This is a genomic window from Exiguobacterium sp. s48 (genome assembly GCF_018617395.1).
GTDB lineage: Bacteria > Bacillota > Bacilli > Exiguobacteriales > Exiguobacteriaceae > Exiguobacterium.
Window position 1 is genome coordinate 1,008,374 of sequence record NZ_JACSKC010000001.1, and the last position, 13,201, is coordinate 1,021,574.

Below are 13,201 nucleotides of genomic sequence, written 5' to 3' on the forward strand. Positions count from 1 at the left end.
GAGATGCCTCCTTAAAACGCCGCGAGCTGACGCGCCCGCTCGGCAATTTTTTCTGGGGATACGATAAAGAATTTTTCCATCGGTGGCGCATACGGCATAGCCGGCACATCAGGACCCGCTAAGCGTTCAATCGGCGCATCGAGTTCGAAGAGCGCCTTCTCTGCGATAATCGCCGCCACTTCTCCGATGATGCTTCCTTCTTTGTTGTCCTCCGTCACGAGTAACACTTTACCCGTCTTCTTGACTGACTCGATGATTGCTTCTTGGTCGAGCGGGTACACGGTACGAAGATCGAGGATGTGAGTGCTGATCCCTTCTTCTTCGAGCGTTTTTGCTGCTTCTTGTGCCATATGCACGCAAAGACCGTACGTGATGATCGTGATATCTTCACCTTCCCGTTTAACCGCAGCCTTACCGATTTCAACCGTATATTCGTCCGTCGGCAAGTCCGCCTTCAAAAGACGATAGGCACGCTTATGTTCGAAGAAGAGGACAGGGTCGTTCGAACGGATCGCTGCTTTCAACAATCCTTTCGCATCGACTGGGTCTGATGGGATGACGACTTTAAGACCTGGCGTCGAACTGAACATCGCCTCGACCGATTGCGAGTGATAGAGTGCCCCGTGAATGCCACCACCGAAAGGCGCCCGAATGACCATCGGACACGTCCAATCATTGTTTGAACGGTATCGAATTTTAGCCGCTTCCGATACGATTTGGTTCACTGCTGGCATGATAAAGTCTGCGAATTGCATTTCTGCGATCGGTCGCATGCCGTACATGGCAGCACCGACGCCGACACCAGCAATCGCACTCTCAGCGAGCGGTGCGTCGATGACACGGTCTTCACCATACTTTTCAATCAAGCCTTGTGTGGCACGGAATACACCACCACGTACGCCGACGTCTTCCCCGACGACGAAGACGTTTTCGTCGCGCTCCATTTCCTCATGAATCGCTTCATTGATCGCTTCGATAAACGTTTTCATCATTTTTCCTCCTCATAGACGTAATCCAGTGCAGATTCAGGTGATGCGTACGGTGCTTTATCCGCATATGTCGTCGCTTCATTCACTTCAGCATCGATTTGAGCATCGATTTCGGCAAGTGTATCCGCCGTTGCGATTCCATCGTTCACAAGTCGTTGACGGAACAATTGAATGCCATCCCGCTCTTTTAATCCTGCCAATTCTTCAGCTGAACGGTATGCTTTGTCATCATCATCTGATGAGTGTGGCACGAGACGTTCAACTTCTGCTTCGATGAGCGTCGGTCCTTCTCCACGAAGTGCACGTTCACGCGCTTCTTTCACAGCTGCATAGACTGCGATCGGGTCTGTCCCGTCAACTGTCACACCTGGCATACCGTAGCCTTTCGCACGGTCTGACACGCGCTCGCATGCCAACTGTTTTGTAAGTGGTACCGAAATCGCATACTTGTTGTTCTCACAGAACAAGATGACCGGTAACTTATGGACACCTGCAAAGTTTGCCCCTTCGTGGAAGTCACCTTGGTTCGAAGAGCCTTCTCCGAACGAGACGAACGTGACGAGTTCTTCTTTCTTCATCTTCGCCGCAAGTGCGATCCCGACCGCATGAGGGACTTGTGTCGTAACCGGAGATGAACCTGTCACGATGCGATGTTCTTTCGAGCCGAAATGACCAGGCATCTGACGACCGCCAGAGTTTGGATCTTCCGCTTTCGCGAATGCAGACAACATCAAGTCTCTTGATGTTTGACCAAAGTGAAGGACAACCGCCACGTCACGATAGTAAGGGAGGACATAATCGATCCCTTTCTCGAGTGCGAACGCCGCACCGACCTGTGCAGCTTCTTGTCCTTGACATGAGACGACGAACGGGATTTTCCCGGCGCGGTTCAACTTCCACATTCGTTCATCGATTTTACGGGCACGAATCATCGTTTCGTACATCGCTACTAAATCTTGTTTCGTTAAACCAAGCTCTTCATATGAGTTTACAGTCATCTGTTCCATCCTTGTTCCTCCTTAGGCGTGAATCGGTAATCCATCAACGGCCAGTGCCGCTTCTTGGAAGGCTTCGCTTAACGCAGGGTGTGGGTGCACGAGTTGTCCCATTTCCCAAGCCGTCGCGTTCAAGACGAGCGCAAGTCCACCTTCTGTGATGAGTTCAGTCGCTTTCGGTCCGACGATATGAACACCGAGAAGGTCATCTGTTTCTTTGTCCGAAACGAGTTTCACGAATCCGTCGGCTTGTCCTTCGATTCGCGCTTTCCCGAGTCCGTTAAATCGATACGTTCCCGTCTTCACATCATGTCCGGCATCTTTTGCCGCTTCTTCCGTCAAGCCGACCGAAGCGACTTCAGGGACGCTGTATACACAACGCGGGATGAGCGCGTAATCAAGTGGTGTTGGTTCAAGTCCAAGAATCGTTTCGACCGCTTTCACACCTTCTGCAGATGCAACGTGAGCAAGTTGTAACTTCCCGATGCAGTCACCGATTGCGAAGATATGACGTTCTTTCGTGCGATACTGACTATCGACTTGAATGATCCCTTTCTCTACGACGATTGACGTGTTTTGAAGTCCTAAGTCTTCCGTATTGGCAACTCGGCCAACCGAAACGAGGACACAGTCAACTTGTAACATTTCTTCCCCGACAGCAAGCTCCACTGCATTTTCGTGAATCAATGTTCGTTCAGCGTCGACCGTCACGCTCTTCTTCACACGCACACCACGCTTTTTCAATAAACGCTCTACTTCACGGGAGACAGCCTTGTCCTCAAGTGGAAGCAATCGATCTCCTACTTCGATCAACGTCACGTTCACATCTAAATCGACGAGCATCGATGCCCATTCCACTCCGATGACACCGCCACCCACAATCGCAATCGATTCAGGAAGTGTTTCAAAATTGAGAAGGTCGTCTGAGTTCAAGATTCGTTCGTGATCAAACGGCAATCCAGGAAGTTCACGTGGAATCGAACCCGTGGCGATAATCAATTGATTCGGCAAAATCAGTTCTGACTCACCGCTTTCATCTTCAACGGATACGGTCCCTGGTTGTGGTGAAAAGATACTTGGTCCAAGGATTGAGGCTTTTCCACGAAACACTTCAATCTTTCCTTGTTTCATCAAGTGTTCAATTCCTTTTTCAAGACCAGCCACAAGATCACGTTTATACGTCTGAGCCCGTTCCATATTGAACGTCACATCTCCTGTTTCTACACCATACGTGGCTCCCTGTTTCGCAGTTTGATAGACATGGGCAGCCTTTAAAAGAGCTTTCGTAGGGATGCATCCTCTATGTAAGCAGGTGCCGCCTAATTTTCTCGACTCGACGATTGCGACAGATTTACCAGCCTGTGCCGCCTTGATTGCAGCCACGTATCCTCCTGGTCCTCCACCGATGACGACAACATCAAATTCTCGTGCCATGTGTATCCCCCTCATAAACTCGTGCGGTCTCTTCCTTCTCGATGACCCGAAGCGCACCTTCTGCCAAGGCTTTCAATTCATCTTCACCCGGATAAACATAGACCGGCGCAAGGAATGAGACACGCTCTTTAATTTTTTTAGTCAGCCAGTCAGAATAGGCGATCCCGCCCGTTAGCAAGATGGCATCCACTCGACCAAAGAGCGTCGCACCGTGTTTTGAAATCTCTTGAGCGACACGGTAAGCCATCGTCTCATAAAGGAGTCTCGACTCTTCGTCTCCCGACTCCATCCGTTGCTCAATCTCAATGGCATCGAATGTACCGAGGTGTGCGAACAATCCACCTTGACCGACAATTTTCTTTTTCATTTCCGATTCTTTATACCTGGTACTATAACATAGTTCTACTACCTGTCCAACAGGAATTGAACCTGCTCGTTCTGGCGCAAGCGGTCCATCACCGTCAAGTCCGTTGTTCACATCGATGACGCGTCCATACCGATGAGCACCGACCGTAATTCCACCACCTAAATGAGCAACAATCAAATTCAGCTCATTGTAATCGCTTCCATTTTCGGTTGCGAAACGTTTGGCGACGGCCTTTTGGTTGAGGGCATGGAAAATACTGCGACGATTGATTTCAGGAATGCCGGTTTTTCGAGCCAACTCGTCCATCTCATCGACCACGACCGGGTCGACAATGAAACTCGGGATCCCCTCTTGCTCGCCTATTTTGGATGCGATTAATCCACCAAGGTTAGACGCATGCATACCGAATCTTCCGCTCGTCAAGTCCTCTCGCATGAGATCGTTGACGGTATACGTTCCTGATGTCATCGGTGCAAGCAAGCCACCACGACCGACGATCGCGGTCAAATCATTGACCGCGATGTCCGTCTCTTCTAACAAGGCGCGTACTTCTTGCTCACGATGAGGCAACTGCTCTGGAAGTGTGAGACCTGTCACGTCGATCGCATGTCGGACCGTACGTGTCATCACTTCTTCCTTCCCATCAAACAATCCAACTTTCGTCGAGGTCGACCCTGGGTTGATTGCAAGAATTAGCCGTTTTGTCATCTTAGCGTCTCCCTAGAATGCTTTTTTCAACTTTAAGGAACTGACTGCGTGAACGCGACATCATGTGAATCCGCTCTTCCGCCATCTTATCGGCAGCAACGTGTGTCGGTACACCATCGCGTTCTGCGATTTCAAAGACGCGCATCATGTTGTCGTAGATGAGTTCGACTTTCTTCATTGCCCGCTCACGGTTGTAGCCTTCAAGTTCGTCTGCGACGTTGATGACTCCACCGGCATTGATGACGAAGTCTGGTGCGTATAGGATTCCATTTTCGTCGAGCACGTCTCCGTGACGGTCTTCTGCCAATTGGTTATTCGCAGCACCCGCAACGATTTGTGCTTTCAATTGTGGGATCGTTTTGTCATTGATGACGGCACCAAGAGCACATGGCGCGAAAATGTCACATTCGACCGCGTAAATCTCATCTGGCTTGACGACCGTCGCCCCAAAGTCTGCTTCTGCACGTTTGAGCGCTTCTTCGTTAATATCTGTCACAATCAAATGTGCCCCTTCTTCGTGGAGGTGGCGGCATAAGTTATAGGCTACGTTTCCGACACCCTGTACGGCAACCGTCTTCCCTGCGAGTGAATCTGTTCCAAATTTCCATTTTGCAGCGGCTTTCATCCCGCGGTAGACGCCATATGCTGTTACTGGTGATGGGTTACCACTTGAACCGAATGCAGGACTTACGCCCGTGACGTAATCCGTTTCCATGTGGATGAAGTCCATGTCGGCAACTGTTGTATTCACATCTTCAGCCGTGATGTAACGACCACTGAGCGATTGAACGTATCGTCCGAACGCACGGAAGAGTGCCTCTGACTTATCCGTTTTCGCGTTTCCGATGATGACAGCTTTTCCGCCTCCAAGATTGAGACCCGCTGCCGCGTTTTTATATGTCATCCCTTTTGCGAGACGCAATACATCCGTGAGTGCCTCTTCTTCAGATTCATAGTTCCACATACGGAGACCGCCGAGAGCTGGTCCGAGTGTTGTATCATGAATCGCAATAATCGCTTTTAAGCCAGACGCTTGATCTTGGCAAAATACGATTTGTTCGTAGTCCTCAGATTGTAAGACATCAAAAATACGGAAGCGTGGCTCTGTGTTTGTTTCCATCATGATTAATTCCTCCTGTTAAGTAAGATTAGTTTTTGGCATGCAACAAAGCGAACGCTAGAGAATACAGCTTCGCCTCGGCAGTATCGGCACGACTTGTCAATACAACAGGGGCAGATGCGCCGACGACAATCGCCGCTACGCTCGCCTCTGCGAAATACATGATTGATTTATAAAGGACGTTGCCGACCTCTATGTAAGGTACGACTAATAAATCGGCTTGACCGGCAACTTCGCTGTTGATGCCCTTTTGTTTTGCAGCGACCATGTCGACTGCATTATCAAGCGCGAGCGGTCCGTCCACGACACAACCTTTGATTTGTCCTCGCCGGTTCATCTGACTGAGTAACGCGGCATCGAGTGTCGCGTTCATTTGCGGATTGACGACTTCCACCGCTCCGATGGCGGCTACTTTCGGTGATGCGTAACCAATGTCATGCATCGCTTCCACTGCGTTGTGAATGATTTCGACTTTCTCTTCTAACGTTGGCGCGATATGGATCGCCGCATCCGTCACCCCAATCAATTTTTCTCGATTCGGGATTTGGAATAACGCGATATGGCTGAGCGTTCGTTTCGTACGAAGTCCAGCTTCTCGGTTGAGGACGGCCTTCATAAATGTCGAAGTCGACACCATCCCCTTCATGAGCACGTCCGCCTCTTTGTTTTTTACAGCTAGTGCGGCACGTCGGGCAATCTCAGCGTCACCTTTTGCATGTAAAATATCAATGGCTGACTCATCGATTCCATGCTGTTCACACAATCTTCGGATTTCTCGGGATTCACCAAATAAAATAAAGCGTGATAATCCATGATCCGTAGCGAGTTTAACGGCGCGAATGACTTCTTCGTCCGCTGCCCCCGCGATCGATACGGTACAGCCTTCTAGCTGTTTCGCATTCGTCAGCATCCGTTCAAAATTCATCATTGTCCCCCCCTTGCACTCTACACTATAACATAAGCAAGTTTCTTTCCTAAATTGTAAGCGCTTTATAACGTTAATAACCATGCAATTATTTTCTTTGTATGCATAAAATTTCATGCACATTATTGCGTGGTCCCTATTTTATTGTACAGTGTTCGAATCGAAATCTTTAAGCGTCGGGCTGCTTCAGACTTGTTCCCATCCGCTTCTTCAATCGTTCGTTCGATTAAATCACGTTCGTACTTCGCAACCGCCTCATGAAATGTACCGGACTCGACAACTTTTTGGCTCGTCGAACGATTCGATAACTGTAAGTGGTGAGGTGCGATCCACTGTTCAGAACTCGCCATATAGATCATCGCCCGTCCAATCACATTCTCAAGTTCTCGTACGTTCCCTTTCCAATGTTGGCTCTTCAGTAAAGACAAGGCATCTTCATCAACACCGCGCACACTGCGCCCATATTCTTGATTCAGTTTACGGATGATGCGTTCACATAATGCTTCAAGTTCGTTTAATCGCTCTCGAAGAGGCGGAATATGAATCGGCATGCGATTAATGCGGTAATATAAATCTTCTCGGAACGTACCGTCTGCCACTTTTTGTTCAAGGTCAGCATTTGTCGCGGCAATGATGCGGACATCGATTGGGATTGCCGTCGTACCACCGACGCGAACGATTTCATTTTCTTGCAAGACACGCAACAGCTTTACTTGGACATCTAGAGGTAACTCCCCAATCTCGTCAAGAAAGAGTGAACCACCGTCCGCCTCTTCGAAATAACCGGTCTTTCCACCACGCTTGGCTCCACTAAAGGCACCGTCTTCATATCCGAACAGTTCACTTTCAAGAAGGGTCGGTGAGATGGCCGCACAGTTCACGCGAATGAATTTTTTAAATTTACGAGGAGACTCCCCGTGTATGGCGTGTGCGAACAGTTCTTTTCCTGTTCCCGATTCTCCACGAATCAATACCGTCACCGGGGTCACAGCGGCAAGTTTTGCTTGCTCGATGACAAATCGCATCGCATCACTCGTCGCAATGATATCGGCAAACTGGTATTTGGCTTCTAAATTTCGAATGCGCGTTCGCGCCTCTTGTAGTTCATCGCGAAGGGCACGAATCTGTGACACGTCACGGATGACACCAACCGAACCTCGTAACTTTCCTTCCACGATGATTGGTTCCGCGTTCACAAGAATATCCCGTCGTGTCGCCCCGATTTGCATCCGGATATCCCGAACCCCCTGACCAGTAGATAATACTTTCAAATGGACACTCTCCTGCATCCCAATATCTGCTGTTGCCGGTTTGTCGACGACGTCCTCTTTTTTGAACCCTGTCAATCGTGTATAGGATGGATTGATCAAAATGGTGTTACCATGATGGTCCGCCACTGAAATCGCTTCGCTCGTGCATTCGATAATCGCTTCAAGCATCTGTTGGTTCTGTTTCAATCGCTCGACGACAATACGGATGAATTCCCCTGGTAAGACGACCGCATCCTTGAAATGATCTTTTAACTGTTCGAACGTCTGATGCTGCCCGGTCGTTTCGATGACAAAATCTAATGTTGCATCAGCATACTGATTCCAATCGTCCGTCACAGATATGCCATAACTTTTAGCAAGGGCGATTCCTTCGGCAGATGCGTCAGAATCTACGACCGCAACAATCGTCGCGAGCGGTGAATCCATCAGCATATGAAGGACCTCGGTTCCCCCTTTTCCTGCCCCCACAATCATCAATCGTTTATTCATACGTATTCCCCCATCATCTTTCTTCTCTATTTCATGCTACTGAATCCTAACCTGATGCGCAAGCCGCCCAAAAATAGACCGTGTGGAACGGAGTGATTTCTGTTAAAATAATGTATGGTAAAGGAGGAGATTGCATGCGTTTCATTGCGCTTCTAATCTTAATCGTCCCTGGATTATTAGGTGTATACGGAATCAAATTGCTACGCGACAGCTTCTTTTTGAAGACGAGCGCACCGTTTACATGGATTGATTCACTCGCTGCCGCCTCCATGTTGCAGGGGACGTTTGGACTTCTGCTCGCCATGGGCGGGATCGGATTTGTAGCCGGTTATATTTTCAACCGCGACAAAAAAACAGGAAAAGTTCAACGATTCGACTCATAAGCACACAAAAAAAGGTTCCCTAACTTGACTTCATTTCAAGTGCGGAACCTTTTATTCGTATTGAATTGTGATCACTACGGATGATCTCCTTTCCAACTACATCACTTACTTTGACATGATATCCAATGTCTTCTTAATGAAGAAGTATGAAAGAACTTTAGTAACTGCCGTCTTGCGTGAACGGAACAAATCCATCCGAGTTACTAACTGTTTAATTATCGGATCATGTCCAACCATCCATCGTGAAGTCGAACGCTTGCCATAAACTGTTCAACGGTTGACAACACTCCTTTTGGTTAACTGAACGATTTGTTTTTACTATATCAACCCCTAGCTTCGAGCTGATGATAGAATCGTCTCGCGAATGAGCGACTGTCGCGACCTCACGTCGGGACATAAACGACTTGAGGTGTCGTTCCCACCTCTGAGCTATGATCGGATAGCGAACCGAGATGATTTTATTCTTCAAACACTGCTCCGGAACACGTTTGAAAAGCGTTCATCTGACGCTTGTCCAAGTAACTTGGTACACCTTTATTATAACAAAAGCCAGCCTTTTTGCAAGCGCTTTCTTTCTTAAAGTGAATAAATCTTTTACTGATTGATTCACAAAAAGGACTAAGTCGTTTTTGACTCAGTCCTCAGGAAATGATTTAACTACTTTTAAATGAAAGATAGGTAACAAAGTATGAGATGAATTCCGAGTTTTTCGGACTCCGCTCCCGTTCCGGTCGCCCCTCAAACATCTCATGATCGCGCATACCGTTATCCCACGCCGTCTTGATTGCATGACGCATCGCACGTTCCACACGTGACGAGGTCGTCTCATGCTCCTTCGCCACCATCGGATACAATTCTTTCGTGATCAAACCGAGCAAGTCTTGGCGCTCTCGCACGTAAATGACCGCTTGACGAATATACTTGAACCCTTTAATTCGCGGAGAGATTCCAAGTTGTTGAAGCAGCAGTGAGATTTCAATTTCTTCAGGTGTCATCCCATCGAATTCTCGATTTGTTCCTTCTGACAACTCACGGATTTTTGTTAATAGCTGTTGGATGTTGAACGGTTTGACGAGGAAGTAAGAGGCACCAAGTTGTACGGCCTGTTTTGTCACTTCATCTTTTCCGAACGCACTCAACATGATCACTTCCGGTTTCTCATCGCCTAATTCTTCATTCAGGCGTTGTAATACTCCGATCCCATCCAAATGCGGCATGATTATATCGAGTAAGAGTACATCCGGTTGGTGTGTCTTGACGACATCCAAGCACGCTTCCCCATCGTGCGCGGTACCCACGACACGAAGATCAGGCTCAGATTCTAGTTGTCGGCTCAACAAATCGACGATTTCTCGATTGTCGTCCGCAATACATAATGTAATCACTTATGACACTCCTTTGATGAACTTCTGTTTTACTTGCTGTGACATCTCGAGTAACTCTTCCACGTGTTGCTTCGTCAAATCTGTCATTTGTGCACCAGCAATCATGCGACCTAGTTCGTCAATCCGACTCTCGTGGTCGAGAGACGTGACATTTGTTTTGGTTCGCTCATTCGTTTCAGTTTTTGTTATATAAAGATGTTGATCTGCCATCGCCGCGACTTGTGCCAAGTGCGTGATACAAAGCACTTGAGAGCCGACAGATAGTCGAAATATCTTTTCTCCCATCGCTTGTGCGACACGTCCAGAGACACCTGTATCGACCTCATCAAAAATAATCGAGGCCACGCCGACCGTTCTTGAGAAAATAGACTTGAGCGCAAGCATGACACGAGAAAGTTCACCGCCCGAAGCCACTTTCGCCAGCGGTTTGAACGGTTCTCCAACGTTCGTCATCATATAAAACTCTACGTCATCCATTCCGTCTTGTTTGAGAGAGGTTGGATTGAAACGGACCTCGAACGCCGTCTTCTCCATGTATAACTCTTTCAACTCTCGATGAATCGCTTGCTGTAGAGATTCCGCTGCCGACTTTCGTGCTGCAGACAATCTCCCTCCAGCCTCTTTCGCGACTTGTTCTAAACGCACGAGGTCATCAGAGAGCGTCTGTAAATGTTCTTCACGATTCGTCATCGATTTCAGTTCATTGGACACTTGTTCCCCGTATGCGATGACCTCCTCGATGGTCGTTCCATACTTCCGTTTCAACTGCTGGAACAAAGCCAATCGTGACTCGATCTCGTCCAATCGAATCGGATCGAATTCGAGAGAATCCAACTGGTCACGAAGTTGAAACTTTGCGTCCTCCAACAAATAATATGCGTTGGAGATCGTCTCCGATACGGCATTCAATGACGAAGAGAGCTGTGATGCCTCTTCCATCTCACGCATGGCCATCCCGATTTTATCGAGTCCGTTTGATTCTTCGGCAACCGCTTCATACGAGAGACGGATATGCTGGTGAATGCGCTCGAAGTTGGCCAATTCATCACGCTCTTCCGTCAATGCCTGTTCTTCACCAGCCTTTAGTTCAGCGGCTTCGATTTCTTTCGTTTGAAACGACAAGAGATCCATTCGCTGTGCGAGCTCTTGCTCACTCTGACTGAGCCGCTTCAATTCATCGGCGACTTGTTTCCAGGCCGTATATGCCGTGCGGTATTCTTCTACTAATGGACCGACCTCTTTCTCAGCGAAATGATCCAGTATTCCTAAGTGAAATTCGGGATCCATTAAATGTTGATGTTCATGTTGACCATGAATATCGACGAGTAGTCGTCCGAACTCACGCAACGTCGACAGCGGCATCATCTTCCCGTTCACTCGGCAGACACTTTTTCCGCTACTATGTAGGTCGCGGCGTAAGATGACGGTCCCATCCTCGACATCAATACCGTATTGCTCGGCAGCTTCGATGACAGGATGATCGGGATCAATCATGAACAACCCTTCGATTTCAGCCTTGTCTTGACCATATCGCACGAATTCACTTGAGCCACGCCCTCCAACAAGCAACCCAATCGCATCCAACAAAATCGATTTACCGGCACCTGTCTCACCTGTGAGAACTGTCATACCCCGATTAAACGGAATGTTCAATTCGTCGATAATCGCAAACTGTTTGATTGATAGTTCTGCTAACATACGTACGTTCACCTCATAACATTCCGAGTAGTCGATCGATGATTTGCTTCGCTTTCTCTTCATCGCGTGCAATCATTAAAATCGTATCGTCTCCACAAACCGTTCCGATCAACTCATCCCATGATAAATGATCGATCAAAACGCCAATTGCATCAGCATTTCCCGGGAGCACTTTCATGACGACCAAATTTTGAGCAGAATCGACCGAGACGAAGCTGTCACTAAGGATTCGCTTCATTTTCCCATATGGATTAAAGCGCTGGTCCGCAGGCAAGCTATATTTATACCGTCCATCGTTCAATGGTACTTTGACCAGATGTAACTCTTTAATATCCCGAGACACGGTTGCCTGTGTGACTGGATATCCTGAGCGACGAAGCTCATCCACCAACTCATCTTGTGTCTCGATTTCTCGATTCGTCACGATGTCTCGAATTTTAATCAATCGCTGTCCTTTGTTCATAAGCGCTGACACCTCATTTTTCGTTTCACATACACATTATCATTCTAAAGTATTGTCGAAAAAAGGTCTAGCATTCCAGGTGGTATTTCCACCATTCCCCATCTCAGAGAAAAGTAAAAAAAGCTACAGACGACGAGGTCTGTAGCAACATCTTATCCCTTCAGTTTGGCATGGGCCGCATTTACGACCTCTTCGACTTGCAGTGATGGCGCAACGCCACCTACTCCCGTATATCGAGCGAAGAGAAGAAACTCGATGTTCCCGTCTCCGCCAGTGATTGGTGAGTAGTCTAATCCTTCGACGAAGAAGCCTTCCGATGCGAAGTAACGGACCATATCGCTCGCCACTCGTTCATGGACGTTACGGTCCCGGACAATGCCCTTCTTCCCAACATCGGCTTTACCTGCCTCAAATTGAGGCTTGACAAGTGCCATGACGACACCGTCTTGCTTCAAGATTTGTTTCAGTGGTGGCACCATCAGCCGAAGCGAGATAAACGAGACATCAATCGTCGCGAAATCTGGTTTGATCGGGAACTGATCGGCCGTCGCATGGCGGAAATTCATCCGTTCCATGACGACGACACGATCATCGCTCCGTAGTTTCCAGGCGAGTTGATTGTATCCGACATCGACCGCATACATTTGAGTCGCACCGTTTTGAAGCGCACAATCCGTGAACCCACCTGTCGATGAACCGATATCGATTCCGACACGACCGTTGACGTCGAGCGGGAACACGTCGAGCGCTTTCTCGAGTTTCAAGCCACCGCGTCCAACATAAGGAAGAACTTGTCCCTTGACTTCTAGCGGGATATCATCAAATACTTTATCGCCCGCTTTGTCCAAGCGTTCTGTCCCACTGTAGACGAGACCGGCCATGACAGACCGCTTCGCCTTTTCTCGCGTTTCAGCAAGTCCGCGTTCGACGAGCAATACATCTAATCTAGTTTTCGTTCTTTTTTCCATAATCCC

General features: G+C 48.2%; 12 protein-coding genes. 1 reads left to right on the forward strand and 11 read right to left on the reverse strand.

Features of this window, described 5'->3' with window-relative positions; translation table 11 throughout:
* Positions 1–11: 11 nt before the first annotated feature.
* The 7 genes from KNO66_RS05220 to KNO66_RS05250 form a co-directional block, all read right to left on the reverse strand.
* A complete protein-coding gene (locus KNO66_RS05220; protein WP_214741069.1) occupies positions 12–989 on the reverse strand; it encodes an alpha-ketoacid dehydrogenase subunit beta in 978 nt (325 codons plus the stop codon).
* Positions 989–1,996, reverse strand: coding sequence for a thiamine pyrophosphate-dependent dehydrogenase E1 component subunit alpha (locus tag KNO66_RS05225; RefSeq protein ID WP_483299183.1), 1,008 nt, complete (start codon positions 1,994–1,996; stop codon positions 989–991). The genes KNO66_RS05220 and KNO66_RS05225 overlap by 1 nt, the downstream gene beginning before the upstream one ends.
* A 12-nt stretch (positions 1,997–2,008) precedes the next feature.
* Positions 2,009–3,418 carry a dihydrolipoyl dehydrogenase gene (lpdA, locus tag KNO66_RS05230; RefSeq protein WP_214741071.1) on the reverse strand — a complete coding sequence of 470 codons (1,410 nt, stop codon included), beginning with the start codon at positions 3,416–3,418 and terminating at the stop codon, positions 2,009–2,011.
* Positions 3,402–4,493 (reverse strand): butyrate kinase, encoded by a 1,092-nt coding sequence (gene buk, locus KNO66_RS05235; RefSeq protein ID WP_214741073.1) that lies wholly within the window; start codon positions 4,491–4,493, stop codon positions 3,402–3,404. Before buk ends, lpdA begins: the two co-directional genes overlap by 17 nt.
* 1 nt (position 4,494) lies before the next feature.
* Entirely contained in the window at positions 4,495–5,616 is a 1,122-nt protein-coding gene (locus tag KNO66_RS05240) for a Glu/Leu/Phe/Val family dehydrogenase (RefSeq protein WP_214741075.1), read from the reverse strand.
* A 25-nt stretch (positions 5,617–5,641) separates the two neighbouring features.
* Entirely contained in the window at positions 5,642–6,538 is an 897-nt protein-coding gene (yqiS, locus tag KNO66_RS05245; RefSeq protein WP_214741077.1) for a phosphate butyryltransferase, read from the reverse strand.
* 122 nt (positions 6,539–6,660) lie between these two features.
* Positions 6,661–8,298: a sigma 54-interacting transcriptional regulator gene (locus tag KNO66_RS05250; RefSeq protein WP_214741079.1), complete on the reverse strand. Its 1,638-nt coding sequence runs from the start codon at positions 8,296–8,298 to the stop codon at positions 6,661–6,663.
* Between the two features lie 134 nt (positions 8,299–8,432).
* Here KNO66_RS05250 and KNO66_RS05255 point away from each other — a divergent pair, with 134 nt between their 5' ends.
* Positions 8,433–8,681, forward strand: coding sequence for a DUF2627 domain-containing protein (locus KNO66_RS05255; RefSeq protein WP_214741081.1), 249 nt, complete (start codon positions 8,433–8,435; stop codon positions 8,679–8,681).
* Positions 8,682–9,334: 653 nt separating this feature from the next.
* On the opposite strand, the gene spo0A is transcribed toward KNO66_RS05255, so the two are convergent.
* The 4 genes from spo0A to KNO66_RS05275 form a co-directional block, all read right to left on the reverse strand.
* Complete coding sequence (gene spo0A / locus KNO66_RS05260; RefSeq protein ID WP_214741083.1) at positions 9,335–10,066, reverse strand: sporulation transcription factor Spo0A; 732 nt, start codon at positions 10,064–10,066, stop codon at positions 9,335–9,337.
* Complete coding sequence (gene recN / locus KNO66_RS05265; protein ID WP_214741085.1) at positions 10,067–11,764, reverse strand: DNA repair protein RecN; 1,698 nt, start codon at positions 11,762–11,764, stop codon at positions 10,067–10,069.
* Between the two features lie 13 nt (positions 11,765–11,777).
* Entirely contained in the window at positions 11,778–12,227 is a 450-nt protein-coding gene (ahrC, locus tag KNO66_RS05270) for a transcriptional regulator AhrC/ArgR (protein WP_012726567.1), read from the reverse strand.
* Between the two features lie 152 nt (positions 12,228–12,379).
* Positions 12,380–13,195, reverse strand: a complete 816-nt coding sequence (locus KNO66_RS05275; RefSeq protein WP_214741087.1) for a TlyA family RNA methyltransferase — start codon at positions 13,193–13,195, stop codon at positions 12,380–12,382.
* Positions 13,196–13,201: the final 6 nt, after the last annotated feature.

What these genes read in the sequence shown, in the direction of transcription:
- lpdA (WP_214741071.1), bottom strand. Translation starts at nt 3,418, where the DNA reads ATGGCACGAGAATTTGATGTTGTCGTCATCGGTGGAGGACCAGGAGGA.
- KNO66_RS05220 (WP_214741069.1), bottom strand. Translation starts at nt 989, where the DNA reads ATGAAAACGTTTATCGAAGCGATCAATGAAGCGATTCATGAGGAAATG.
- KNO66_RS05275 (WP_214741087.1), bottom strand. Translation starts at nt 13,195, where the DNA reads ATGGAAAAAAGAACGAAAACTAGATTAGATGTATTGCTCGTCGAACGC.
- KNO66_RS05255 (WP_214741081.1), top strand. Translation starts at nt 8,433, where the DNA reads ATGCGTTTCATTGCGCTTCTAATCTTAATCGTCCCTGGATTATTAGGT.
- KNO66_RS05240 (WP_214741075.1), bottom strand. Translation starts at nt 5,616, where the DNA reads ATGATGGAAACAAACACAGAGCCACGCTTCCGTATTTTTGATGTCTTA.
- KNO66_RS05225 (WP_483299183.1), bottom strand. Translation starts at nt 1,996, where the DNA reads ATGGAACAGATGACTGTAAACTCATATGAAGAGCTTGGTTTAACGAAA.
- recN (WP_214741085.1), bottom strand. Translation starts at nt 11,764, where the DNA reads ATGTTAGCAGAACTATCAATCAAACAGTTTGCGATTATCGACGAATTG.
- yqiS (WP_214741077.1), bottom strand. Translation starts at nt 6,538, where the DNA reads ATGAATTTTGAACGGATGCTGACGAATGCGAAACAGCTAGAAGGCTGT.
- buk (WP_214741073.1), bottom strand. Translation starts at nt 4,493, where the DNA reads ATGACAAAACGGCTAATTCTTGCAATCAACCCAGGGTCGACCTCGACG.
- ahrC (WP_012726567.1), bottom strand. Translation starts at nt 12,227, where the DNA reads ATGAACAAAGGACAGCGATTGATTAAAATTCGAGACATCGTGACGAAT.
- KNO66_RS05250 (WP_214741079.1), bottom strand. Translation starts at nt 8,298, where the DNA reads ATGAATAAACGATTGATGATTGTGGGGGCAGGAAAAGGGGGAACCGAG.